27 protein-coding genes are annotated in these 25678 nt (G+C 55.6%); 20 read left to right on the plus strand and 7 right to left on the minus strand.

Translation table 11 applies throughout. The features are described 5' to 3' along the window. Positions 1-118 precede the first annotated feature (118 nt). From rfaD to ASB66_RS07760, 4 genes are all read left to right on the plus strand, one after another. A complete protein-coding gene (rfaD, locus tag ASB66_RS07745) occupies positions 119-1108 on the plus strand; it encodes an ADP-glyceromanno-heptose 6-epimerase (protein WP_060716388.1) in 990 nt (329 codons plus the stop codon). After that, the gene (locus tag ASB66_RS07750; RefSeq protein WP_081088892.1) at positions 1068-2315 is read left to right on the plus strand and encodes an AGE family epimerase/isomerase; all 1248 of its coding nucleotides are present in this window, start codon (positions 1068-1070) and stop codon (positions 2313-2315) included. The genes rfaD and ASB66_RS07750 overlap by 41 nt, the downstream gene beginning before the upstream one ends. Beyond that, the gene (locus tag ASB66_RS07755; RefSeq protein WP_081088893.1) at positions 2287-2868 is read left to right on the plus strand and encodes a D-glycero-alpha-D-manno-heptose-1,7-bisphosphate 7-phosphatase; all 582 of its coding nucleotides are present in this window, start codon (positions 2287-2289) and stop codon (positions 2866-2868) included. The genes ASB66_RS07750 and ASB66_RS07755 overlap by 29 nt, the downstream gene beginning before the upstream one ends. Before the next feature lie 231 nt (positions 2869-3099). Further along, the gene (locus ASB66_RS07760; protein ID WP_060716390.1) at positions 3100-4725 is read left to right on the plus strand and encodes an ABC-F family ATP-binding cassette domain-containing protein; all 1626 of its coding nucleotides are present in this window, start codon (positions 3100-3102) and stop codon (positions 4723-4725) included. Positions 4726-4733: 8 nt separating this feature from the next. Here the strand turns inward: ASB66_RS07760 and ASB66_RS07765 are convergent, their stop codons facing one another. Beyond that, on the minus strand, positions 4734-5630 hold the full coding sequence (locus ASB66_RS07765; RefSeq protein WP_060716391.1) for a MurR/RpiR family transcriptional regulator: 897 nt from the start codon (positions 5628-5630) through the stop codon (positions 4734-4736). Positions 5631-5895: 265 nt separating this feature from the next. On the opposite strand from ASB66_RS07765, the gene ASB66_RS07770 reads away from it, so the two are divergent. Next, positions 5896-8070 (plus strand): TonB-dependent siderophore receptor, encoded by a 2175-nt coding sequence (locus tag ASB66_RS07770; protein ID WP_114386358.1) that lies wholly within the window; start codon positions 5896-5898, stop codon positions 8068-8070. Between the two features lie 128 nt (positions 8071-8198). Then, positions 8199-9077, plus strand: a complete 879-nt coding sequence (locus ASB66_RS07775; protein WP_060716392.1) for a DUF6030 family protein — start codon at positions 8199-8201, stop codon at positions 9075-9077. A 165-nt stretch (positions 9078-9242) separates the two neighbouring features. Here the strand turns inward: ASB66_RS07775 and ASB66_RS07780 are convergent, their stop codons facing one another. From ASB66_RS07780 to motA, 6 genes are all read right to left on the minus strand, one after another. Beyond that, positions 9243-9686 carry a hypothetical protein gene (locus ASB66_RS07780; RefSeq protein ID WP_060716393.1) on the minus strand — a complete coding sequence of 148 codons (444 nt, stop codon included), beginning with the start codon at positions 9684-9686 and terminating at the stop codon, positions 9243-9245. 5 nt (positions 9687-9691) lie between these two features. Next, on the minus strand, positions 9692-10777 hold the full coding sequence (flhB, locus tag ASB66_RS07785) for a flagellar biosynthesis protein FlhB (protein WP_060716394.1): 1086 nt from the start codon (positions 10775-10777) through the stop codon (positions 9692-9694). Between the two features lie 269 nt (positions 10778-11046). Beyond that, a complete protein-coding gene (gene fliG, locus ASB66_RS07790; RefSeq protein WP_015914937.1) occupies positions 11047-12090 on the minus strand; it encodes a flagellar motor switch protein FliG in 1044 nt (347 codons plus the stop codon). A gap of 29 nt (positions 12091-12119) precedes the next feature. Further along, positions 12120-12767, minus strand: a complete 648-nt coding sequence (fliN, locus tag ASB66_RS07795) for a flagellar motor switch protein FliN (RefSeq protein ID WP_060716395.1) — start codon at positions 12765-12767, stop codon at positions 12120-12122. Positions 12768-12830: 63 nt separating this feature from the next. After that, entirely contained in the window at positions 12831-13790 is a 960-nt protein-coding gene (locus tag ASB66_RS07800; RefSeq protein ID WP_060716396.1) for a FliM/FliN family flagellar motor switch protein, read from the minus strand. Then, positions 13787-14662 (minus strand): flagellar motor stator protein MotA, encoded by an 876-nt coding sequence (gene motA, locus ASB66_RS07805; RefSeq protein WP_015914940.1) that lies wholly within the window; start codon positions 14660-14662, stop codon positions 13787-13789. The genes ASB66_RS07800 and motA overlap by 4 nt, the downstream gene beginning before the upstream one ends. Positions 14663-15053: 391 nt before the next feature. On the opposite strand from motA, the gene flgF reads away from it, so the two are divergent. The 14 genes from flgF (at position 15054) to ASB66_RS07875 (ending at position 25589) form a co-directional block, all read left to right on the plus strand. Beyond that, the gene (flgF, locus tag ASB66_RS07810; protein ID WP_060716398.1) at positions 15054-15788 is read left to right on the plus strand and encodes a flagellar basal-body rod protein FlgF; all 735 of its coding nucleotides are present in this window, start codon (positions 15054-15056) and stop codon (positions 15786-15788) included. A 73-nt stretch (positions 15789-15861) separates the two neighbouring features. After that, positions 15862-17205, plus strand: a complete 1344-nt coding sequence (fliI, locus tag ASB66_RS07815; protein WP_233741248.1) for a flagellar protein export ATPase FliI — start codon at positions 15862-15864, stop codon at positions 17203-17205. Beyond that, positions 17186-17758 carry a flagellar protein gene (locus ASB66_RS07820; protein ID WP_081088894.1) on the plus strand — a complete coding sequence of 191 codons (573 nt, stop codon included), beginning with the start codon at positions 17186-17188 and terminating at the stop codon, positions 17756-17758. Before fliI ends, ASB66_RS07820 begins: the two co-directional genes overlap by 20 nt. Before the next feature lie 289 nt (positions 17759-18047). Continuing rightward, complete coding sequence (gene flgB / locus ASB66_RS07825; RefSeq protein WP_015914944.1) at positions 18048-18440, plus strand: flagellar basal body rod protein FlgB; 393 nt, start codon at positions 18048-18050, stop codon at positions 18438-18440. Between the two features lie 3 nt (positions 18441-18443). Continuing rightward, positions 18444-18881 carry a flagellar basal body rod protein FlgC gene (gene flgC, locus ASB66_RS07830; protein ID WP_060716399.1) on the plus strand — a complete coding sequence of 146 codons (438 nt, stop codon included), beginning with the start codon at positions 18444-18446 and terminating at the stop codon, positions 18879-18881. Further along, positions 18878-19252, plus strand: coding sequence for a flagellar hook-basal body complex protein FliE (gene fliE, locus ASB66_RS07835; protein WP_060716400.1), 375 nt, complete (start codon positions 18878-18880; stop codon positions 19250-19252). Before flgC ends, fliE begins: the two co-directional genes overlap by 4 nt. An 18-nt stretch (positions 19253-19270) precedes the next feature. Next, on the plus strand, positions 19271-20062 hold the full coding sequence (flgG, locus tag ASB66_RS07840; protein ID WP_015914947.1) for a flagellar basal-body rod protein FlgG: 792 nt from the start codon (positions 19271-19273) through the stop codon (positions 20060-20062). 17 nt (positions 20063-20079) lie between these two features. After that, positions 20080-20559: a flagellar basal body P-ring formation chaperone FlgA gene (gene flgA, locus ASB66_RS07845; RefSeq protein WP_060716401.1), complete on the plus strand. Its 480-nt coding sequence runs from the start codon at positions 20080-20082 to the stop codon at positions 20557-20559. Then, on the plus strand, positions 20556-21671 hold the full coding sequence (locus ASB66_RS07850; RefSeq protein WP_060716402.1) for a flagellar basal body P-ring protein FlgI: 1116 nt from the start codon (positions 20556-20558) through the stop codon (positions 21669-21671). The genes flgA and ASB66_RS07850 overlap by 4 nt, the downstream gene beginning before the upstream one ends. After that, on the plus strand, positions 21668-22237 hold the full coding sequence (locus tag ASB66_RS07855; RefSeq protein WP_060716403.1) for a MotE family protein: 570 nt from the start codon (positions 21668-21670) through the stop codon (positions 22235-22237). The genes ASB66_RS07850 and ASB66_RS07855 overlap by 4 nt, the downstream gene beginning before the upstream one ends. Continuing rightward, the gene (gene flgH / locus ASB66_RS07860) at positions 22234-22947 is read left to right on the plus strand and encodes a flagellar basal body L-ring protein FlgH (protein ID WP_015914951.1); all 714 of its coding nucleotides are present in this window, start codon (positions 22234-22236) and stop codon (positions 22945-22947) included. Before ASB66_RS07855 ends, flgH begins: the two co-directional genes overlap by 4 nt. Before the next feature lie 166 nt (positions 22948-23113). Beyond that, a complete protein-coding gene (locus ASB66_RS07865; protein WP_060716455.1) occupies positions 23114-23632 on the plus strand; it encodes a flagellar basal body-associated FliL family protein in 519 nt (172 codons plus the stop codon). Continuing rightward, positions 23629-24366 (plus strand): flagellar type III secretion system pore protein FliP, encoded by a 738-nt coding sequence (fliP, locus tag ASB66_RS07870; protein ID WP_060716404.1) that lies wholly within the window; start codon positions 23629-23631, stop codon positions 24364-24366. Before ASB66_RS07865 ends, fliP begins: the two co-directional genes overlap by 4 nt. 263 nt (positions 24367-24629) lie before the next feature. Further along, entirely contained in the window at positions 24630-25589 is a 960-nt protein-coding gene (locus tag ASB66_RS07875) for a flagellin N-terminal helical domain-containing protein (RefSeq protein WP_060716405.1), read from the plus strand. Positions 25590-25678 lie beyond the last annotated feature (89 nt).

Here is a 25678-nt window from a genome sequence, read left to right on the forward strand (position 1 = left end):
TGAAGAGATTTGGGAAATTTGATCTTTGGTAAAGGTCGGATTTTTTCAACGTTGTGGTGTGTTTGCCGTTTGAAGCGGAACTCGTTGAAAACTTACATATCGAAATGGAGAGAATGGAATGTATGTCGTAACCGGGGGGGCTGGATTTATTGGCTCAAATATTGCTGCAGCGCTCGATCAGCGTGGCGATGATATTGTGATAATCGATCATTTTGGTTCGGATGACTTCAAGTGGCGTAATATCGCTAAACGCCGTATCAAATCGATCGTTAATCCCAAAGAAGGTTCCGCTTTCATCGAGCGCAACGCACAATTGATATCTGGTATTTTCCATATGGGGGCGATATCAGCGACGACAGAAACTGATATTGATTTAATAGTCGAGAACAATATAAATTTTTCTCAAGAGCTTTGGAATATTTGTTCAGAACATCAAATACCTTTTGTCTATGCGTCGTCGGCGGCAACTTACGGAGACGGGTCGCTGGGATTCGTAGATAATGAAGAAGATGCCTACTTATCTTCTTTACGTCCGCTAAATGCCTATGGTTGGAGTAAGCATCTTTTTGATCGCATGGTTCAGGGCGCGATCGCGAGAAAAGAAAAAGTTCCTCCTGTGTGGGCGGGGCTGAAATTCTTTAACGTCTATGGGCCAAACGAATATCATAAAGGGCCGCAAAGAAGTGTAGCCGTTCAGCTTTATGAGCAAATCGTACGCGAGGGCTCTGCCAAGTTGTTTCGTTCTGATCATCCTGATTATGCTGATGGCGGCCAGTTGCGGGATTTTGTCTGGGTTGGTGACTGCGTGGATGTTGCATTGTGGCTAATGAGCGGACAATCAAAATCGTCAGGAATCTATAATGTTGGATCTGGATCTGCGCGTAGTTTCCGTGAGAAAGCCGAAATTATATTTTCCACTTTAGGAAAACCAATACATATCGACTATGTTGATCTTCCTCCGAAATTGAAGGGAAAATATCAGTACTTTACGGAGGCTTCTCTGGAAAAGCTAAGAGCTGCTGGTTATGAAAAACCCCTGACTACGCTTGAGGTTGGAATGAAGCGATATGTCGAAAACTTCCTGGGGCAACCTGATGTATTCATGTGATGATATATCATCGAAGGCTAAAAATTTGTCAGATATCAATCGCGAAGCTGATATAGCTAATGATTGGTTGAGATGCTGTGCGTTGCCATTGTGGTCTGGCATAGGCTTCGACAGGGATAAGCAATCTTTCCACGAGCAATTAGATTTTTCTCTTTCGCCGCTTGCAAGTCAACGACGAGTGATGGTCCAAGCGCGTCAAATCGTGGTTTTTTCCGCGGCATATTTAAACGGCGACTGTCATGCGGGCAAAGAGCTGGCACTTTGCGCAGTTGAATCGATGCTGCAAAATTATGAAGACTGTGAGGGCCGTGGCGGCTTCGTATTTTCAATTGACCCGAGGACAGGGCAGTTGGATGATCGTCGTGATCTTTACGCTCACGCCTTTGTTTTGTTTTCTCTTGCGTGGGTTTTGAGGCTAGAAAATCGTCAGTCCTTTAAGGACGCGATAGAGCGAACGCTGTCGTTTCTAGAGTTACATTTAAGCGATTCCGTACGCGGAGGCTATTGGGATAGTATGCCTCGACTTGATAATAAGCGCAGTCAAAACCCTCACATGCATTTGTTGGAGGCATTTATTGCCTTGTATGAAACGACGGGTGAAAGGCGGTTTCTTGATCTTAGCCGGCAGTTGCGTGACCTTGCCGTGACAAAGTTTTTAAATTTAGAAACCGGGTCGTTGTGCGAATATTTTACGGATGACTGGACTGTCTACCCTTCGCTTGACAAAGGAATTGTCGAGCCTGGCCACTTGTTTGAGTGGTCTTGGTTGCTGTCACGATTTTGGAGTTTGAGTGGCGAAGATCAGTCTTTGCCGATACGGTCAATGATGATGCGCGCTCTGAAAAGTGGCTTTAGCAATGATGAGGGACGTATCATTGACCAGATCGACGAACAAGGTAGATCATTGCTGAAAACTAGTCGATCATGGCCGCATACCGAGGCTCTGAAGGCGCTTACGTCAATTAGTATAATAAAACCTTCAGTTCAAAATCAGCTAGTAGCTAACATCCTCCAAAGATTAAAGAATAACTACTGTCCAGATGATTTGAAGGGTGGTTGGTATGATCAATTGAATGAGGATGATGTAAGTGTTAGGCCAAACATTCCGGCCAGCACTTTATATCATATTTATTTCGGGATAACGGCTGTTAAGCAATTTGTTGATAAGGGGCTAACCTATGAATTTACACCGGGTGACGTCCAGTAAATTTGAGACGCCCCAAAAGGTGATCTTTTTAGACAGAGATGGTACAATTATCGTCGACAAAAATTACTTGAGTAGGCCTGAAGATGTTGAACTTGAAATAGGGTGTGTGGAGGGGCTTACGAAGTTTTCGAAAGCTGGTTATCTATTAATTGGAGTTACAAATCAATCTGGTGTGGGGCGTGGTTTCTTTGGTTTGGCCGATGTAGATCAGTGTAATAATAGGGTTGAAAGTTTGCTTTCGCCTCACGGAATTTATGTGTCTGCTTGGTATATTTGCCCTCACAGACCTGAAGAGGATTGCAACTGTCGTAAACCTCGCTCAGGGCTTGTTGAGCAGGCTGAGGCAATTGTTTCCATCGATTACAGCCGGTCTTTCGTAATTGGTGATAAGGATGCCGATGTTATGCTTGGTAGGAATTGCGGCATGGAAAGTATTCTTGTTTTATCTGGTGCAGGTCGACTTCATCTTGAATGGGCACGTGAACACGGCTACATGACCGCTGCCACCTTAGATGATGCAGCCGATTTAATTCTCTCAAGTCCGGGAATTTAGTGAGGCGACGCGTAAGGAAAAATGTATTTTTTGAGGCGGCTCGTATACGCCGCCTCGGTTAACTCGGTTCTTTTGCCTGCGCACGACGCGGTGAATCTGAATTTCTGGCGTAAACTCCTTATCTGCTCGGACTGCGTCATATTTCAAGGCATTCTTCGGCATGAAAAGGCGACAGGGCGCGCAAGTCATGCCATAAGGCGCGCAAAATCATCTTTTCCGGGCTGAAGCGACATGATCCGCATTGAAAATATCTCCAAGCAGAACAGCCATCGTCTGTTGTTCATCGAGGCCTCCGCCGCGCTGAACAAGGGGGAGAAGATCGGCTTGGTCGGGCCGAACGGTGCTGGCAAGACAACGCTGTTTCGGATGATCACTGGCGAGGAATTGCCCGATGAAGGCCAGGTCTCCACCGAAAAAGGCGTCACCATCGGCTATTTCAATCAGGATGTCGGCGAAATGTCCGGGCGTTCGGCGGTCGCCGAAGTGATGGACGGGGCAGGGCCTGTCAGCACGGTGGCGGCAGAACTGCGGGAATTGGAAGGCGCCATGTCGGACCCAGACCGGATGGATGAGATGGATGCGATCATCGAGCGCTACGGCGAGGTACAGGCCCGCTACGAAGAGCTGGATGGCTATGCGCTGGAGGGCCGGGCGCGCGAGGTGCTGGATGGGCTGAGCTTTTCCCAGGAGATGATGGATGGCGACGTTGGCAAGCTGTCGGGTGGTTGGAAGATGCGCGTGGCACTGGCCCGTATTCTGCTGATGCGGCCCGATGTGATGCTGCTTGACGAACCGAGCAACCATCTCGATCTCGAAAGCCTGATCTGGCTGGAAAGCTTCCTGAAAAATTACGACGGCGCCCTGCTGATGACCTCGCATGACCGCGAATTCATGAACCGGATCGTCACCAAGATCATCGAGATTGATGGCGGCTCGCTGACCAGCTATTCCGGCGACTATTGCTTTTACGAGGGCCAGCGCGCCCAGAATGAAAAGCAGCAGCAGGCGCAATTCGAGCGTCAGCAGGCGATGCTGGCAAAGGAAATCAAGTTCATCGAGCGTTTCAAGGCGCGCGCGTCCCATGCGGCACAGGTGCAGAGCCGGGTGAAAAAACTTGATAAGATCGATCGGGTTGAGCCGCCGCGCCGCCGTCAGACGGTGGCGTTTGACTTCCTGCCTGCGCCACGCTCCGGCGATGATGTCATCAATATCAAGAATGTTCACAAGGCCTATGGCAGCCGGACGATTTATCAGGGTCTGGATTTCATGGTTCGCCGGCGCGAACGCTGGTGCATCATGGGCATCAATGGCGCTGGAAAATCGACGCTGCTGAAGCTGGTTGCTGGCACGACCGAGCCGGATCAAGGCACGGTCAGCATTGGTGCCAGCGTTAAGCTCGGCTATTTCGCCCAGCATGCCATGGATGTGCTGGATGGAGACAGCACTGTATTGCAATGGCTGGAGGAAAGCTTTCCAAAGGCAGGGCAGTCGCCGCTCAGGGCATTGGCCGGGTGCTTCGGCTTTTCCGGCGACGATGTCGAAAAGCGCTGCCGGGTACTGTCGGGCGGTGAGAAGGCCCGGTTGGTGATGGCGGCCATGTTGTTCGACCCACCAAATCTTCTCGTTCTGGACGAACCGACCAACCATCTGGATCTCGACACCAAGGAAATGTTGATCAAGGCGCTGTCGGCCTATGAAGGCACCATGCTGTTTGTCAGCCATGACCGGCATTTTCTGGCTGCCTTGTCCAACCGTGTCCTGGAACTGACCCCGGATGGCATCCATCAATATGGCGGTGGTTATACCGAATACGTGGCGCGCACCGGCCAGGAAGCGCCCGGTCTGCACGCCGCATAATCAAGTCGTCACCCTCGCTTGTCGGGGCGAATGGTGCTGCGCAATTCCACCAGCCGGTTCAACGTTTCCAGCGTCCGTTCCGGTTTAAGAGCCGAAAGCGCCAGCGCCAGAGTTTCGATCACCACCAGCGAGGGGGCATGCAACGCCACCTGCTCGCTTTTGGCGCGCGGAACGACGAGGCTGACGCTGGCGTGCTGGCGTAGCACGCTTTCGGCCTGTCCCAGCACCAGGATCAGCGGTATGTCGAGCCGTTTGGCCTCGGAAATCACCGTCATGGCTTCGCGATGCGGACGGCCATGCAGCAGCATGACCAGCACATGGCCGGTGCCAAGCCCGAGCAATTGTTCGGCCAGCGAAATTCCTGTGGTGTTGAGGGCGTAAGAGGGAAAACCGGAGCGGGAAAATAGCCTTGCACCGTAACTGGCGATAATGCCGGATGCGCCGATGCCGAAAACCCCGATGGCGCGGGCCTCGGCCATCAGCAGGGCTGCCTTGGAAAGGGCGGCTCGGTTTTCTGGGCTTGCCAGCGCCGCCAGTGCAGTCTGCTGGTTTTCCAGCACGAAATCCACGGCAGCATCGCTATTGCCGCTGATGCCATCGGTGGTAGCGGCCATTTTTTCAATGGGGGAATCGGTTTCGCCCAGATAGGCTTTCAACGTTTCCTTCAGGTCGACCAGGCCGCGAAAGCCCAGCGCCTGAATGGCGCGGATCACCGTTGCGTCGGATGTGCCGGTCTCGAAGGCGATTTCCAGCGCCGATTTGCTCAACACCGTATGGCGATGCCCATCGATATAATCGGCGACGGTCAGCAGACCAGGCGACAGCTGATCGCGGCGCTTTTTCAGCCGCTCGCCATACCGGTCGATGCGCCGTGATCTGCCGGTCCGTTCACCCTGCCTGCCCATTCCTGGCTCTGCTCCTGATCCTGTAGTAGTCGCCCGCATTCAGTGTCCAGGCCGGGTATTTCTCTTCGAAAACCGTTGAATACCAGCCGCAAACGGCAGGCTTTCCACCCGGTTTTCCATCCATACGCCGCTTTAGCGACCTTTTTGCCTGACAGCTATGGGGTTTTAAAGTTGACTACTACATTCATCAATTGGAAAAGCCCAGAGTACAAGCGGATGACACTGTAATTTTGGGGGTAAAGCTGTGGGGCGAACGGCGAGACTGATGCGTGGCACCAGACAGATGCGTGACAACGGCAAAAGCCGTGGTCCGATGATAGCGGCGCTGTTGCTGGCATCCGTTGCTTTGCCAGCCAGGGCTGAAGATGTCGCCAGTCAGGCCGGGGATACGGCTGGCACGACGGCGCTTCAGACCATTACAGTCACGGACAAAAAAACGACGCGCGGTTATCAGCCCCTATCCACCAGCACCGCGACTCGCACCGATACGCCGCTGCTGGATGTGCCGCAGGCGGTCAATGTGGTAAGCGGCGAGGTCCTGAAGGACCAGGGCGCCCGATCGCTGGACGATGCGCTTGCCAATATCAGCGGCATTACCCAGGCCAATACGTTGGGCGGCACGCAGGACGCCATCATCCGCCGCGGCTTCGGCGACAATCGGGACGGTTCGATCCTGACCGATGGGCTGAAAACCGCGCTGCCATTTTCCTTCAACGCCACGACCGACCAGGTTGAGGTGCTGAAGGGCCCGGCTTCGACGCTTTACGGCATTCTCGATCCCGGCGGCATGGTCAATGTGGTCACCAAAAAGCCGGAGGACGTGTTTTCCGGTGAGGTCTATAGCAGTGTAACCGGTTATGGCGCTGGCAAATATGGATCGACCTCGGGTCTGGATGTGACTGGACCGATTGCCGGGACTGACTTTTCCTATCGTTTCATCGCGGAAGGCCAGAAGAGTGATTACTGGCGCAATTTCGGTGAGACCAAAAAGTGGATGGTCGCGCCATCCTTGAGCTGGAGTGGCGAGGATACCGAGGTTACCGTCTCCTATATGCACGACGATTACAGCGTGCCCTTCGACCGTGGCACGATCTTCGATCTGACCACCGGCCATGCGGTAGAACTCAGCCGCCGCACCCGGCTGGATGAGACATATAACATTACCGATGGCACATCGGATCTGGCCAAGGTGTCGATTGACCGGCAGGTGAGCGACGACTGGAAACTGTCCCTGAACTACGCCTATAGCCGCAACGAATATTCCGATAACCAGGCCCGCGTCACCGGCTATAACTCCACAACAGGTGCCGTGACGCGCCGCGCCGATGCCACGCAATATTCCACCAGCTATAATCATGCAGCCAGGGCCGACCTGACCGGTGAAGTCGAAATCGGCGGTTTGCAGAACGACCTGCTATTTGGCGTGTCCTACGATTACAGCGACACGCTGCGCACCGACATGCTGCGGTGCGCCAATTCCAGCAATTTCAACATCAACAATCCGGTCTACGGCAATCTGGCGCAATGCACCAAGGTTTCGGCCTCCGACAGCGACCAGACGGAGCAATTGTCGACGGCCTCGGTCTATATGCAGGACAGCCTGCACCTGACCGACCAATGGATATTGGTCGGCGGTCTGCGCTACCAATATTACGATCTCTATGCAGGCAAGGGGCGCCCCTTCAATGCCAATACCGACAGCAACGGCGATGCGCTCATCCCCAATGGCGGTATCGTCTACAAGCTGACGCCTGAAATCTCGCTCTACGCCAATGCGGCCCGGACTTTCCGGCCCCAATCGTCGATCTCCAGCTATTATGGCAATCTCGACCCGGAGGAGGGGACATCCTACGAGATCGGCAGCAAATTCGAACTGCTGGACGGGGTGAGTGCCAATGTCGCGCTGTTTTCCGCCCGCAAGAAGAATGTCGCCTATTCCGAGACGATTGGTGGCGAAAGCGTGGTCAAGACAGCGGGGCTGGTGCGCTCGCGAGGCCTCGAGGTCGATGTGGCTGGCCAGTTGACGGATCATTGGCAGGTAATTGCGAGCTATGGCTATACCGATGCCAAGGTGCTGGAGGACCCGGATTATGCCGGCAAGCAATTGCCCAATGTTGCCCGCCATACCGGCGCCCTGTCCGTGGCCTATGATGTCGGTGACATCGGCGGCGATGGGAACAGGCTGAAGGTTGGCGGCGGCATCCGCGCCGTGGGCAAGCGGGCAGGCATCAACAGCAATAGTTATTTCCTGCCCGGCTATGCGGTCGTCGATCTGTTCGCCGCCTACACATTCAACTTCGAGCGACCACTGACGCTCCAGGTGAATTTGAAGAATATTTTCGACAAGACCTATTATACCTCGTCGATCGGCTCGACCAATTACGCCAACCAGATCGGTGAACCCTTCAATGTCACGGTGAGGGCCAGCGTTAAATTTTAGAATTTGGTAGGGAAAATTGAACACCGGTTTTCCGGGTAAAATCTTCCTGTGATGGTTCGCGTCATCATATAGTTCTTTGCAAGGAATTTTGTGGCATAAGCCTATTGTGAAGAAGACCGGACCTATGCATGCAGCAGCGCGTCATCCCTTCGGGCCATAAAAGGCCGGACGGAAGCCTGGAAGCCCACCGCATGCGGCGGCGAGGGCTGAGGCTGTTTGCCGTGATTTTCCTGTTATTCTGTTGCAGCATCGCTATCGCGGTGTTGACGGCTGACGATCAGCGCCGGCTCAATCAACTGATCGAGAGCGTTAAAGATGTCCTGCCCTGGCAAAGCCGAGAGGAGCCGGAACCCACCGTGTTGCGGGGAAAACGCCTCGCCTCCGCGCAGATGCCCTCCGAGCAGGTAATGGTACCCGCCCGATTTTTCGACATGCCGCCGCTGCTCGACATTGCAGCGCCGGTGCGCAAGTTTCGTATTTCCGGCAAGACGCTGTGTGAGCAGATCAAGGCGGCGGGGCTGGGGACGGCCGATTGGGTCCAGAACCCTTTTTCGCCGGGCATTTTCAATTGTATTGCTGAAACCAGCCTGCCCGCCGCAAAGCCTGACGGCGACGCCCCCTCATTCTTCATGGTGGTGCGGGGGACACCGGATGGCCAGGTCACCCAGATCCGGATCAAGGTCATCGAGGTCAAATCCAGTCAGCAGATCTGGCAGCGTTATGATGCTGCCCTCGATCTCATTCTCAACGCCAGTCGTTGGCCGGATTTTGCCGGTGATTTCGACCGTATGCGCTCGCTTGAACCCTTCGAGGCCAACCACTTCGGGATATCGTTGAAATTAACCAAGGAATTCATGGGGCCGGAGCGCTATAACATTATCTTCATGCCCGAGGATGATGGAGAGCTGGAGCGGCGCACGAGAGCCGCGCTGAATGCGCAGCCAAGCCTGAAGACGGCGCCTCTGACAGCCAGTTTCTGGCCCAGGCAGGTTTTGGGAGGGCGATAAGCTTTGAAAACCGGGAAAGGTTTGGATGCAAGGCGCTGACAGCGCGTTGGGTCAAAATGAAGTACTGCTTGGCTCAGTGCCGTGTGCCATATAAGGCGCACGGCACTGTAGATATTGATATATAGAATACCCAGGGTCATCAGTGATGACTCTGGGTATAATCCCTTACATGACAAAACTTGGTGCCGGGAGATTTGGCACGAAGCGGGCTTCGTTCATGCATTCCGCCAGAAGGGCGGTGTTTTCATGCGGGTCAGCCGATGGGTTCTTGAAGGAGATATGGTTGATCTCCAGCCCGGCATGGTTGTGGCTCAACGTCAGTTGCGCATAGATGGTGATGTCGCGCGGTTTGATTTCGAGGTCCAAGACCACTTCAGGCGTTTCGCCCCAGTCCAGCTTGTATTCGCCTCCGGCACCAAAATTGACTGTGCCAGGATGAAAGTAAAGCTCAGCAGCAGAAGACACGAGATCAGCAATATTACCGAAAAACTCCAGACGGATCAGCGATATCAGGTCCGCTGCATCCAGTAACCGTAGTTCTGAGGCGACAGGGCTAATAGCTTGCGCAACTATTTTTTCGCGTTCAGTCGTATATTTGCATTTTTTCATGTTCTTTAGCGTAACCGCCTCTTGTTCTTGCTGTCGGCAGCGTATAGTCTTTGTACTATCTCCGCGACGGCCTTGTAAAATATCGGTGGGATGACACTATCCACCGAGACTTGCGCAAACATGGAGCGGGCGAGCGGCGGATCCTCGAAAATCGGGATATTGTTTTCCTCGGCGATCTCGCGAATCTTCAATGCAATTAGATCCTGACCCTTGGCAAGCACGATCGGTGCTTCCATTTCGGTGCGCACATAGCGCAGGGCCACGGCGAAGTGGGTGGGATTGGTGATGATCATCGTGGCGCGCGGCACGTTGTTCATCATCCGCCTGCGGGCCTGGTCGCGCTGGGCGGAACGCTGGCGTGCCTTGACGACCGGGTCGCCCTGGGATTGCTTGTGTTCGTCCTTCACTTCCTGTCGGGTCATGCGCAGCTTTTGATACCAGTTGTATCGCTGCCATCCGAGGTCCATTACCGTCAGCAGGCCGGTGGCAAATAGCACGATAATCAGCATTTCCTGGACGATATCGGAAAGCTTGACGAAAATGATTTGCGGATCGGACAGCATGGCATCCAAAGCGCCGAAATACTGGCCGCGCATCGACACGAACATAATGATCGCGACGACGATGATCTTGAACAGCGACTTGCCGAATTCCACGAAGCCCATGACCGAAAACATCCGGCCTATTCCACCGATGAGCGATAACCGTTCCATCTTGGGGGTAATGCGATCAAGAACGAAGCTTGGCAGATGCTGGGCAAAGGACTGGGTGAGGCCAAACAGCATGAACAGCAACAGGGCAGGGCCAAGCATGCCCGCCATCGACCAGCCGAGATGTACGAACAGGGAAATCACGTCTGTGCCGGTGCCGATGATCCACTGATCCGGTTTTTCCATCAGGTCGCGCAGGGTCTGGTACAGTGTGGCGACACCCTGTGGCATGAAAAACACGAAATAAATATAGAAGGCCAGAGTCGTCGCAAACAACGGCGCTTCGCGCGAGATCGGCAAATTGCCGTGCTCAGCCGCGTCCCGCATTTTTTTCTCGGACGGGCTCTCGGTTTTACTTTCCTGGTCCTCATCATCTGCCATGTCGGGACCTCGGTCGGTTGATTACAGCTTCAAGCACCCTATGCGATGCAACAAAGAGTTATAATGGAAGTGTGCATGCCAATGTCCGGCGCTGTAGCGATTGCGTATTTTATCAAACGCGCAAGGGCCGGAGCGGAAAGCTTAACGCTCTCTATTCCGGCCTTCAACTCTTTCAGTCCATTCGGATCGCTGGGTCGCGGTATTGTCAACAGTGGCGTGCAGGCTGCGCCATGAAACATGGTCACGCCGCCTCCATGCCAGCCTCAGCGTCAGGCGGCGGCCGTATCCTTGTCGCCTTCCGGTTCCTTGAGCTGGATCTGGCCGGAATTGGCAAGACGGATAGCTTCCTGCGCGACAGCCCGTCTGGCAATAGCGATTTCCCGCGGGTTGATTCCGACCGTTCCGGCTTGCAGATCCGATTCGATCATGCGGCGCGAGCGCGGGCTGATGGCCGACAGCACGCATTCGCGGATCTCGTTCGAGGCGCCGCGCAGCGCCATGGTGAGAATGTCGCCGGAAATATCGTTGAGCAGCATGACCCGGCTGCGCTGTGGCATGACCAGCAGATCCTCGAACAGGAAGATCTTCGGACGGACCTTGGTGGCGGATTCCTTGCTGATCGATTCGAGCGATTCCAGCAGTGTGTCGACCTGCGGCTTTTCCAACTCGTTCATCAGTTCGGCCACCTTGGCGGTGCCCACCGAATTGCGTTCCGCGTCGATCTCGCTGATCAGCTCCACCACCCGGTTCTCGATGATCTGAGCGGCCTGCGGGCTGACATTCTTCAGGTTGACCGTACGGTTCATGATATCGGCGCGGCGGCTGTCCGGCAACTTGATCAGCACCTTGGCACCGAAGGAGGAGGGCAGCATAGACAGGATATAGGCAACCGTCTGCGGATGCTCGCGCAAGAGGAACTGAGCGATGAAATCGGGGTCCGCGTCCTGCAAACGGTCCCAGATCGAGGTCTCGAACGCCTGGAAGGCGGTGCGCCGGCCAAGCAGGCCGTCCACTTCTTCCGGTGTCAGGCCTTCCTCGAGGATTTCCTCGATGGCCTTCGCGTTGTCCATCAGGCCTGCGCCTTCGGTGAACAGGTCCTCGAATTCGCCGACCAGTTCGGCCAGTTCGTCCGGTGGAATGGTTCTGAGCGTCTGGGCCGAATTGATGATCATTTGCAGCTCGGCCTGCGTGAAATATTTCAGCAGCTTTCCCGCCACACCTTTGCCCATGGCCAACAGCACGGCGGCTGCCTTGTCGGCCTGGCTCAGTGGCTTGCCCGCTACCGGTCCGCCGAAATCGTCAAAGTCCATCATGGTCTTTCCTCTCTGGCCCGTTCATGGGGTCAGGACGTCTTGGTGCTCATAACTTCGATCAATTTCACACCGAATCGCGTATCGTCATTCTCAAGAACTGTAATCTCTCCGCGGGCAATCCGTCGACCGTTAACCATGATCTCCACAGGTTCACCGATCTTTTTATCTAACGCTATGATTGCGCCCTCTTCAAGATTCATCAAGCCCGAAACCGGCATACGGCTGGAGCCCAGCACGATCTGCACATCGATCGGGATGTCCATGATCAAGTCGAGATTGGAGTCCAGAGCGCTGCCCGGCGCCTGATGGGCCGGTGCGGCATCGAAGCTGCTCCCGCCGCCAAAGTCGCCCCCCCCGAAGTCGCCGCCACCGAAATCTCCACCGCCGAGATCGCTGCCGCCAAAGTCGCTGGTACCGAAATCACTGGCTCCGGTGGCTGCGCCGCCACCGAAATCGCTTTCGAAATCGGAAAGGCCGCCAGCTGCAGCGCCGAAGTCGCTGTCGCCAGCGGCTGCGAAATCCGTTCCCCCGAAGTCGGCGCCGATATCCGGCAGACCGCCATCGCTATCGCTTTTCAAGACGCCGCGAAGGTCGTCGATTGCCTGATCGAGATCGGCATCGCCCAATGGCATCGCCAGGGCATCATCATCTTTTACGGGTGTTTTTTTCGTAGCCATGCAAATACTATTCCCTTTGAAACTTGCCTCAACCTGCTGCCATGGATGCAGCAGGGAAAATCGTCATCTCATGAGATGGCGTAAAAGCTCACCATCCGTACTGTGCATCGACTTCACCCGAACAGTGTAGTGATCGCCAGCGCGTCCGAATTCGCAGGTATAAAGGTCGCGCCCGTTGGCACTGACGTCGACCGTTACATCGCCCTTTTCGAGAAAGGGAATGACATCGCCGACCGCAAGCTTGGAAACCGTTAACAGGCTCAGCGATTGCAGGCTGATGCGGCCTTCCAGAGTGACCTGGCTCTTGCGCACCTGTTCCGCCAACTGCTCAGCCCATTCCTTGCGGGCTTTGGAGGCCTGGTTTTTCGATTTCGGCGCGGTGACATTGGTCTTCAAAAGGGTCTTCTGCGGAATGATCAGGGCGAAATCGGAGGTGATCTTGCCCAGCTTGATGCTCATATGCACCAGGGCGCCGAACTCCTCGATCTGTTCGCCATCTTGGCGCAGACGGTTTTCCCAATTGTGCGGCCGCTCGAAAATCGGTTCAAAGCCCCCGGTTGCATTGACGCCGGAGCGCAGCACATTTGCGATTCGTTCAAAGACCATCACTGCCAGGTCGAGTTCGATATTCGACAGCGGCCTTTTGATCGGCTCGCCGATGAATTCCTGCATGCCGCCGAGAAGGGTTTCCATCAGGGTGATGACGAAACCGTTGCCGCAGGCCATGACGAAATTCGGTGACCAGTTGCGCAGAGAGGTATCGGCCAGCACGAAATTATCGCCGAGGCCGACGACCAGATCCCGCATCAAGCCGCTTTTAAAGCCGAGATAACCGACTTCAATGGTCAGGTTGGTTTCGCTGTGAAAAACGTCCGGCAGGAACTCGCTATAGAGTTGGCCGAAATCCTGGCAAAGCTTTTCGACGGATTTCATATCGCCAAGGCCGCCGGTAAGACGAGCAAGCAAGGCATGATCCATTGGTTTTGCAAGGGATTGGGGTTGGGCGGTCTCGCTCATGGTCATGCAGCCTTCTCGTTACCGCCGCCCGGATTCATCATTTCCTGCTCTACCGCATCGATGGATGGACGCTCATAGGAGGAAATGGTCTTGCGGCCATATTCAAGGGCAACCTGCGGAACCGAACCGTTCATATAGGCAAGCAGTGTCTGCTTGACGATGATATACAGGCGGTGCTGCTTGGTGCGGACGATCTTGATTTGCGAGGTCAGCGGATTGCAGACCGAGTAGGACAAGAAGATACCCAACATCGTGCCCACCAGGGCAGCGCCGATCAGGCCGCCAAGAACTTCCGGCGACTCGTTGATCTTGCCCATGGCCTTGATAACCCCGAGAACCGCCGCGACGATACCGATGGCTGGGAAGCTGTCTCCCATCGCGGTAATGGCGTGGTAGGGTTTCATCTTATCATGCAGGATGGTGTTGATTTCCTCGTCCATCAAGGCCTCGATCTCATGGCTGCGGGCATTGCCGATGATGATCAGACGGACATAGTCGCAGATGAAGGATGTAAGTTCCTTGTTTTTCAGCAGATTGGGCGCGGTCTGGAAGATCGAGGATTCCTCAGGGTTATCGATATGGGCCTCAATCTCGTTACGTGACTTGGTACGCAGGTCGCGCATCAGCGAGTAGAGAACACCGAGAACATCCAGATAGGCCCGCTCCTTGGGGACGGCGTGCTTGAACGCTTCACCCAGCGCCTTGCCGGAATCCTTGACGATTTTCATCGGGTTGGCCATCACGAAACCACCCAGGCCGGCGCCACCGATGATCAGCAATTCGAAAGGCTGTATCAGCACGTTCAGATGGCCGCCCATGGCCATGAAGCCGCCAAGGATACAGCCCACGGTAATAACGAATCCGATGATAATATTCATATTGCGCCTGCATCCGCACGTTTCTCTTCACTTCAACCGATAGGCAGCCTGCCTTGCGTGAGGCTGATGGGTATGAGGAAGATGATCTTGGTTGCGTATCAGGGCCCTGCCGCCATCACCGGATTTGATTGCTGCCCATCATGTTTGTCTGAGGCGAGTGTACGTATTGCGGATGGGTTTGCATCCAGACAGTTTCGCGCAAGCATTTGCGCGCATGAATAGGGTCAATGAACGGTAAACCACGTTCCATGATGGAAGGCGAGCAACCGTGACGGACCGCAAAAAACACGCTGTACCCCGAAGCAGAATGATCCTGCGTGACGGAACAATGGCGGTGGACGTCAGGCCTGCTGGTCTTGGTTACGAACTCAAGGCTTGGAGGTAACTCTTAATGCAATCCGGCATGTATGTATCCCTGTCGTCGCAACGGGCGCTCGACAAACGTCTCACCACCATCGCCGACAATATGGCGAATGTGAATACGGTCGGCTTTCGCGGCACCGAGGTGAAATTTGACGAAGTGGTTAGCCGCACCGGCAACGATCAGAATGCCAAGATCGCATTTGTTTCTCAGGGCAACGATTATCTGAATACCCAATCCGGCGAAATGCTGCAAACCGGCGGTAGCCTGGATTTTGCCGTTAAGGGCGACGCCTGGTTCAGCATCGATACGCCAGCCGGCCCGGCCTTGACCCGGGACGGTCGGTTTACCATGACATCCACCGGTCAGTTGGTCTCGGTGCGCGGCTATCCTGTTCTGGATGCCGGTGGCGGACCTATTCAGCTCGATCCCAATGGCGGTGAGCCGCATGTTGGTGCCGACGGCACGATCAACCAGAATGGTCGCCAGATCAGCCAGATCGGCCTGTTCACGGCGGATATTTCCAAGGGCTATCTGCGCACTGAAAATAGTGGCGTTATCACCACCGATCGACCGCAGGCCGTCGTCGACGATGCGACAATCGGCGTCATGCAGGGTTATGTCGAGCAATCCAACGTCAATGGCATCAGCCAGATGACCCAGCTTATCCAGGTCAGCCGCGCTTTCGAAAGCATTTCGGCATCGATGAGCCAGACTGAAAACAGCATGAGCGAAACGATCAAGACGCTGGGCGGTAGCAAATGACCGGTGACTGGATCGTCTTCCCATGACCGTTGAATTCACCCCCCGGATCGACAGGAATACCCAGCTGGATGCCATGGCAGCCATTGCCAAGCGATATGCCACATCGGACTATTCCGTTGCCCATGGCGGGCATGTCCGCACCATTGCCGCTGGCCATTACACGGTTACGGGTCTGTCGCGCCATTTGCATCTGGGCGATTTTGTTGCCCATCGCAGTCCAACCGGCATTCATCTGGGCGAAGTGGTGCGGGTCGAGCCGGACCTTGCCTATGTTTGCCCCATCGAGCCAGGCGAGCCGATTGCCATTGGTGACACGGTGATCCGCAAGGGTGCCTTCCGGGTCGCCGCCCAGGATAGCTGGTGTGGCCGCACGCTGAATGCGCTGGGTGATCCGATCGACGGGCTGGGGCCAGTCATGCCGGGTCTGGTGCGCCGCTCAATTGCCAATACCGCACCCTCTTCCATGGGGCGCAAGCGGGTAGAGACCGGTTTTCGCACCGGCGTGAAGGCGGTCGATATTTTCTCACCGCTTTGCCTTGGCCAGCGCCTTGGGATTTTCGCTGGCTCAGGCGTGGGCAAATCGACCTTGCTCTCCATGCTCGCCAAGGCAGATGCCTTCGACAAAGTGGTGATTGCGCTGGTCGGCGAACGTGGCCGCGAAGTGCGCGAATTCATCGAAGATACGCTGGGCGATAATATGGCCAAGACCGTGGCGATCGTCGCGACCAGCGACGAGAGCCCGATGCTGCGCAAGATGGCGCCTTTGACCGCGATTACCGTTGCCGAGCATTTTCGCGATCAGGGCGACAATGTCCTGTTCATCGCCGACAGCATTACCCGTTTCGCCCACGCCATTCGCGAAGTGGCGACAGCAGCTGGCGAACCGCCGATTGCCCGTGGATTTCCGGCCTCTGTCTTTACCGAGTTGCCCAAGTTGTTGGAACGCGCCGGTCCCGGCGAAGAGGGAACAGGCACGATCACGGCGATCATTTCGATCCTCGTCGATGGTGACAATCACAACGACCCGATTGCCGACTGTACGCGCGGCATTCTTGACGGTCATATCGTCCTGGACCGCAGCCTGGCCGAAGAAGGACGCTATCCGCCGATCAATCCGCTGGCGTCGATTTCGCGTTTGGCGCGCAAGGCCTGGACACCGGACCAGGAAAAGCTCGTGTCGCGCCTGAAGACCTTGATCCACCGTTTCGAGGAGACGCGCGACCTGCGGTTGATCGGCGGTTATCGCGCTGGCAGCGACCCCGATCTCGATATGGCGATCAAGCAGGTTCCGATCCTTTACGAAGTGCTGAAGCAAACCCCCTCCGACAGGGCTGTCGTCGATGCCTATGCCGACCTCGCCCATGCCCTGAAGGCGGCCAATAATTCTGGAAACAGCAATGCAAGATCAAGAGCATGATCCATTAGACAGCGATGCCGACGAGGTGGTTCGCCCTCGCGCGCCACGCCGGTCGGGCGCGTCATCGGTGGATAGGATGTTGGCGGCGGCTGGTGTCGTGCTGGCGTGCAGCGCGGCGATGTTTCCGTGGTATGTGTTTTTCAATCCCGATAAATTCGGTATTCATGTCGAGCCGATGGACCGGACCCGTGACCTGCCGCAGGTCGATGCACGAAATGTATTCAGCGTGTCTCCCATGGCGCTGGTGTCGCGTGAAGACCGCGAACAGAAAATTCCTGATAATCTCGACCCGCTGACCACGGCGACGGCGTCCGATATCGGGCGGAAAGATCCTGATGGTGAGCCGGTGAAGATCGAACAGCCCTTTCCCGGTGGCGGTTTCCGGCTGCTGCATGTCTCCAACGGTCGCGCCATGATCGAGGATGCCTCCGGCATGTTCATGGTCAAGATCGGCTCCGTCCTGCCCGACAATAGCCGGGTGGCGACACTGGAACAACGCAATGGAAAATGGGTGATTATCACCAGCACCGGCGCGATCTACGAAAATCAGTAGCCCGGCCTTGCGCGTGCGGGCGGGGGGCGGGCATAAGGCTTGGCCGACCATCGCTTTCATCCCACGTTCAGTGTGTTTTTCAAAGCCGCCTAAGGGCGGCTTTTTGCATTGGCGGCCAGGGCTGAAATTGTACTCGCCCGGCGATCAATCCTCGATAAATATACAATTGTTTCAAAATCTTAAATTGGATCTTAGGAAAAGTTAACGATTGTAGGAAAGGCCGGTTTTGCGGTCAGTCCCACGCAAGATTACCGGCCTAATCTCCAGGGTGTAAATTGGAGAAAACTCTATGGAACCGATAAAGCTTTTTGATGTGGCATCACGGCAGGCCGAGTGGCTTTCCCTGCGCCAGGAAGTGATCGCCGGCAACATAGCCAATGCCAATACACCGAAATTCATGGCGAAGGACATCACGCCCTTCAATGCCATTCTGGACGTGCGTCAGTTTGGTATGGCGCGGACCAACTCGAAGCATATGGCCTCGAGCGATCTGAACACCGATCTGGATGTCGATATCCGCGAGGCGCCTCTGAATGGCGAAATCGGCGTTCAGGTCTCGGGAAATTCGGTCGCGCTGGCCGATGAGATGACCAAGATGGGCGAGATCCAGCGGCAGCACTCGCTCAACACTAACCTCGTCAGTAGTTTTAATCGCATGATGCTGATGACTGTAAAGGGGTAAACCATGGATTCCGTCACCGCGACAGATCCTCTCACCTCGGCCCTGAAAATTGCCGGCAGCGGACTGGATGTACAGTCCACCCGGCTCAGGATCGTTTCGGAAAATATTGCCAACGCCCAGAGCACGGGCGACACGCCCGGCGCCAATCCCTACCGGCGCAAGACGATCACTTTCGGGTCCGAAATGGACCGCGCCACAGGCACGGAACTCGTCAAGGTCAAGAAGCTTGGCTTCGACAAGTCGAATTTCACGGAAGAATACGATCCCAGCAATCCGGCTGCCGATGCCAAGGGCTACGTGAAAATGCCGAATGTGAACGTGCTGATCGAAATGGCCGACATGCGCGAAGCCAACCGCACCTATGAAGCCAATCTTCAGTCCGTCAAGCAGACACGTGACCTGATTACCTCGACCCTTGACCTGCTGAAGAGCTCACAATGATTGATTCTATTAGCAAAATTGGCTCTCTCGTTCCATCGGGCATGACTGAGGGCACCGACGCTACAAGCACGGCCTCGCTCGGCGGCACCCATTCGCTCTTCAGTACGCAGACAGGCGTCACGGCGCAGAATGCGACACCGGGTACCTCGACCGGCATGAGCTTCAGCGATGTCGTCGGCGGCGTGATGAACGATGCGATGCAGAATCTGAAGACCGCTGAAAGCAACTCCCTCGACGGTATGCTCGGCAAGGTCAGCACCCGGGAAGTGGTCGATTCCGTCATGTCTGCGCAGAAATCCCTGCAAACGGCGATTGCGCTGCGCGACAAGCTGGTTTCGGCCTTCCTCGACATCACAAAAATGCAGATTTAACCTCAGGGATAGCAGCACATGAGAGCTCTCGCAATTGCCTCCACCGGCATGAATGCCCAGCAGACCAACCTCGAGGTCATTTCCAACAATATTGCCAATATCAATACGACCGGTTTCAAGAAGTCGCGCGCCGAGTTTTCGGACCTTCTTTATCAAACCGAAAAGGCTGTGGGCGTCGCAAACCGCGCCAACCAATCGACGGTGCCGGAAGGTGCCAATATCGGTCTCGGTGTGCAGACGGCAGCTGTGCGGACGATGAACGAGCAGGGCGAGCTGTCGGAAACCTCGAACGAACTGGACGTGGCCATCGTTGGACGCGGTTACCTCCAGGTGCAGAGCCCGGATGGCGCCACCACGTTCTACACGCGTGCCGGCGCCCTTAACAAGGATTCCGACGGCAATCTGGTGACGACCGAAGGCTATAAGATCATTCCAAATATCACCATCCCGACGGATGCGACCGAAGTGAAGATCAGCGAATCCGGTGAGGTCTCGGTTTTGCAGGGCGATTCCTCCACCTATACAACGCTGGGTCAGCTGGAAACATCGGCTTTCGTCAATCCGGCTGGTTTGAAGGCTATCGGCGACAATCTGTTCCAGGAAACGGCGTCCTCCGGTAATCCGATCAACGGTGTGCCCGGCGACGCGGGCTATGGCTATTTGAAGCAGGGCTATCTGGAGTCATCCAATGTCGACTCGGTTACCGAAATCACCAGCCTGATTTCTGCCCAGCGCGCCTACGAGATGAATTCCAAGGTCATCACCACCGCCGACGAAATGGCGCAGATCGTCAGCAAAAACCTAAAGTAAACATCAAAGGGGCAAACATGATGTTTCGCCATATGAAGAGAATGTTCAGGCTGACAGGGGTGGCCGTCATGGTCTTGGTGGCTTTCGCCGCCGTCCCGTCAGCGGCGCGGGATCGTTATGCGATCGTTCCGACGGACACCATCTATCCAGGCGAAGCGATTTCGTCCAGCAAACTGGATCGGGTTCAGGTGACCAATCCCAATCTTGCCGGCGGCTTTGCCTCCGAGATGACGGATGTGGTTGGCATGCTCTCGACCAAGACGCTGCTGCCCGGGCGTACAATCCCATTGGCGACGCTGAAACGCCCCTATGCGGTGATTCGTGGGTCGCAACTGCGGCTGATCTTCAATATCGGCAACCTCACCATTTCTGCGTCGGGCAGCCCGATGGATGATGCCAATATCGGCGACGTCATCCGCGTCCGCAATCTTGATTCCGGCCAGATCGTCAGCGGAACGGTCATGGGCGATGGCACTGTGCAGGTGATGGCAAAATGAGTATCCGGGTTCTGCTTTTCTCGATTTTCACCAGTTTGCTTCTGGTGGTTGCCGGTCCTGCGCTGGCGCAGGGCTCACGCATCAAGGATGTCGCCTCCCTCCAGGCCGGTCGTGATAACCAATTGATCGGTTACGGTCTCGTCGTCGGTCTGCAAAGCACCGGCGACAGTCTTCGTTCCTCGCCTTTCACCGACCAGTCCATGCGCGCCATGCTCCAGAACCTGGGGATTTCCACCCAGGGCGGTCAGTCTTCGGCCAAGAATGTCGCCGCCGTCATGGTCACGGCCACCCTTCCGCCCTTCGGCAGTCCTGGCAGTCGTATCGACGCCACAGTCAGTTCGCTGGGAGATGCTACCTCACTGCGCGGCGGTACGCTGATCATGACCTCGCTTTCGGGCGCCGATGGCCAGATCTACGCCGTTGCCCAAGGGTCTGTGGTTGTTTCCGGCTTTACCGCCCAGGGTCAGGCCGCCACGGTGACCGAAGGCGTCACCACGTCCGGCCGTGTCCCGAACGGCGCGATCATCGAGCGCGAACTTCCGTCCAAATTCAAGGATTCGGTCAATCTTGTGCTGCAATTGCGCAATCCGGATTTTTCGACGTCGCTCGGCATGGCCCGGCGTATCAACAATTATGCCACTGCCACCTACGGCGCTCCGATTGCCGAGGCACGCGACAGCCAGGAAGTGGTGATCCAGAAACCGCGCACGGCGGATCTGGCGCAATTGATGGCCGATATCGAAAACCTTGTCGTGGAGACCGACACACCGGCCAAGGTGGTGATCAATGAGCGCACAGGAACCATCGTCATTGGCGCTGACGTGCGTGTCTCCAAGGTTGCTGTCAGCTACGGCACGCTGACGGTGCAGGTCAACGAGACCCCTCAGGTCATTCAACCTCAACCCTTTTCCAGCGGCACGACGGCGACGCAGCCGCAGACGGATATCTCCGCGCAGAAAACCGGTGACAAGGTTGCCATCGTCGATGGACCCGACCTACGCACACTGGTGGCTGGCCTGAATAATATCGGCGTGAAGCCGGACGGTATCATCGCCATCCTGCAAGGCATTAAGTCGGCAGGGGCCCTTCAAGCGGAGCTTGTCCTGCAATGAGATCAACAGCCTCCCTCGCAAACTATGCCGCTTCAAGATATTCTGGTCTTGGCGCTTTGGTTCTGGCTTGCTCTGTTCTTGCTGTTTCGGCCCTGCCAGGCAGCGCACAGCAGGCGGCCCCGGCGCGTACCGCGAATACCGGCTCCACCGGCACGACCAGCGCCGATGACATCCAGCGTTTTTGCACCAACATTGCCGATCCGGCCCGCGACCAGCGCTATCTGCTGCAAAAGCAGGATCTGGAAAAACTGCAATCGGATGTCAATGACCGCATTGCCGTGCTTGAAGCGCGAAAGAGCGAATATCAGGACTGGTTGGCGCGCCGAAACGACTTTCTGCAAAAGGCGGAAGCCGGCTTGACCGATGTCTACAAGAATATGAAGCCCGATGCCGCTGCCCCGCAGCTGGAGAAGGTCAATCCTCTGTTGGCCGCAGCGATCATCATGAAGCTTCCGGCCAAGCAATCCAGTTTGATTCTCAGCGAGATGGACCCCGAAAAAGCCGCGCTCGTCGCCGGCATCATGTCCAATGCCGCTGATCCCAATACCTCGAAGGAACCCACATGATAAAGCGTAGCGCTGTGGTTCTCATGGCCGTTATCCTCACCGGCTGTGGGAACAAGACATTGGAAGAAGTCGGCAATGCGCCGGCCATGAGCCCGGTGGGCAGCGGCTTGCGTTACAATCAGGCCCCGCAGCTTGCCAGCTATCCGAAACAGACCAAGGCTGTCAGCAACGGCTACTCCCTCTGGAACGACAGCCAGGCGGCGCTTTTCAAGGATTCGCGCGCCATCAATGTCGGCGACCTGTTGACGGTCAATATCTCGATTGCCGACAAGGCGAAATTCAAGAACGACACATCGCGCAGCCGCAAGAACTCGACCTCGTTGACATGGTCGACGGTGATCAACCTGTTCGGCATCACACCGCCAGATTCGTCCGGCGACATGAGCACCGATTCGAATTCGAGTTCCGATGGCAAGGGATCGGTGGATCGGTCTGAAACGCTGACCTTGATGGTGGCGGCTGTGGTGACCAGCATTCTTGAAAACGGCAATCTGCTGATCAGCGGTTCCCAGGAAGTGCGCGTCAACCACGAAGTTCGCATCCTGAATGTCGCGGGTATCGTGCGTCCGCAGGATGTGGATGCCAAGAACACCATTTCCTATGAGAAGATTGCCGAGGCGCGCATTTCCTACGGCGGCAAGGGACGTCTGACCGAAGTTCAGCAACCGCCGGTCGGCCAGCAGGTCGTCGACATGTTCTCGCCGTTCTGACGACGTGACAAAGGTGCTGTCTTTTACCAACGGCCTGTTTTTTTGGCCGTTGGTATGATGCGTTCCGGCTGATTGCGATTGGCCGGCGAAATATGCAGATTTGTTTTTTGCATGACCCTTCAGATCCAAGGCGATCGAAGGGCGATGCTGCAGGATGGAGACCACCATGGCAGATACACCGGCGCTGGAAGGCCCTTCGAAAAAGGCTTCCCCCATTCTGCTCATTGCTGCACTTGCGGGACTGACCGTTGTCGGCGCGGGTGCCGGCTGGCTGGTCGGCACCATGGTTGCGCCCAAGGTGAAGGTGGCGAAGGAAGAACAAAAGGCTGCTGAAGAGGCCGGGGGCAAAAAAAAAGAAGGCGAAAAAGAAGAGACTGGCCTGCCGAAATTGCCGGCGGAAGCCAATGGCATCGTCCAGCTCGACCCCGTCACCACCAACCTTGCCTATCCCTCCGAAAGCTGGGTCCGGCTGGAAGTGGCTCTGGTCTTCAACGGTCCGGTCGATGCGAAACTGGCCGAAGACATTCATCAGGATCTGATGGCCTATATGCGCACGGTGTCCCTGCAACAGATCGAAGGCCCACGCGGTTTCGATTATTTGAAGGACGATCTGCGCGAGCGAGTTGACGTGCGGTCTGAAGGGCGGGTATCGAAGCTTTTGTTTAGGACGTTTGTCATCGAATGATTCGAACCCTTATCTTGATCGCCGCGATGATAGCGGCCCCGGAACTGGCTCAGGCGCAGCAGCTTCCGTCAAACTTCCTGACGGCGCCGGTCGACGGATCCGTCGCGGCCTGGATTATCCGCACCTTCGGTCTGCTGACCGTTCTTTCGGTTGCTCCCGGCATCCTGATCATGGTGACGAGCTTTCCGCGCTTCGTGATCGCTTTTTCCATTCTGCGTTCCGGCATGGGCCTGTCCAGCACGCCATCCAACATGATCCTGACCAGTCTCGCCCTGTTCATGACCTTTTATGTGATGACGCCGGTCATGGACCAGGCCTGGCGCGACGGTGTGCGCCCACTTCTGGACAACCAGATTACCGAAGCCGAGGCCGTGCCAAGGATTGCTGAGCCTTTCCGGGGCTTCATGTCCAACAATACCCGCGAAAAAGACCTCCGGCTGTTCATCGACCTGGCCAATGAGCGCGGGCAGACGGCGGTCGTTGAGGGCAAGGTCGATTATCGGGTATTGATCCCGGCTTTCATGTTGTCAGAGATCCGGCGCGGCTTTGAAATCGGCTTTCTTATCATCCTTCCTTTTCTGGTCATCGACATGATCGTCTCGACCATCACCATGGCCATGGGCATGATGATGTTGCCACCGACGTCGATTTCCCTGCCGTTCAAGATCCTGTTCTTCGTGCTTATCGATGGCTGGAACCTTCTGGTCGGCAGCCTGGTGCGCTCTTTTTCCTGAAGCCACAGCACCCCTAAAAATAGAGGGTTTATAAACCATAGAACAGCGTGTTTGCGCATTGCGCCCCACCGTGGGCGTTTTTTGCGTTGTTAATGTTTCTTTTACCAATCCTGTTGAGCTAACCTTAAAGCCGTGCGTGGTTATGTGCTGATTAGAGGCGAGTTAAACAAACTCTAGTTAATTGACATGATGTCGATCGCTTCTGCCGGTATATAGTCCGGCATGTCCCTCTTTTGTATTGTGTAACCACAGGGACAGATCTGATGACAAGCATCATGACCAACAATTCGGCCATTTCGGCACTTTCCACGCTGCGCTCGATCAGCACGCAGATGGAAGACACACAGAGCGCAATTTCTTCCGGCTACAAGGTCAAGGACGCATCCGACAACGCGGCCTATTGGTCAATCGCCACGACGATGCGTTCGGACAACAAGGCTATGTCTGCGGTGCAGGACGCACTCGGCGTTGGTGCCGCCAAGACGGATACGGCCTATACCGGCATGGAAGCCGCTATCGATGTCGTCTCCGACATCAAGGCCAAGCTGGTTGCCGCCCGCGAACCAGGCGTGGACAAGGACAAGATCAACAAGGAACTGACCGAGCTGAAGAACCAGCTGGGTTCTGTTGCCAAGTCCGCGTCGTTCAATGGCGAGAACTGGCTGTATGACAACAGCGATACCACTGGCACGACCCAGGAAATGGTCGGCTCTTTCGTTCGTGGTTCCGATGGCAACGTGTCGATCAAGACGATCTCCTTCGATACGACCAACTCGATGCTGATCAATGACGAGGCTGCTGCTGGTGGTCTGCTGACCAAGGACACCCTTGCGACTTACGCCTATGGTACAACGACGACAACCGCTTCCTATTACCTGATTTCCTCGATTGCAGGGGATGCGACCAGCAACGAAGTGACGCTGACCTCAACGACCAGCGACGACGAGATTGACGGCATGGTTGCCTCGGTCGATAAGATGTTGTCCAGCATGACGGATGCTGCTGCCACCATCGGTGCGACAAAGAGCCGGATCGAGTCACAGTCCAGCTTTGCAAAAGACCTCAGCGACACGATTGATGTCGGTATCGGCAAGCTGGTGGATGCGGACATGAACGAGGAATCGACCAAGCTGAAGGCGTTGCAGACGCAGCAGCAGCTGGGTATCCAGGCGCTGTCGATCGCCAACTCCAGCACAGAAAACGTCTTGTCGCTCTTCCGCTAAGAGACGATATAGTCATTTCAATCCAAGAGGCCGGACTGCAAGTCCGGCCTTTTTTTAATTTTTCGTTAATTTAACGATGTATTAACCAA

Origin of the sequence: Gillisella vitis, assembly GCF_001541345.2 — a bacterium.
In the GTDB taxonomy this organism is placed as follows: Bacteria; Pseudomonadota; Alphaproteobacteria; order Rhizobiales; family Rhizobiaceae; genus Allorhizobium; species Allorhizobium vitis.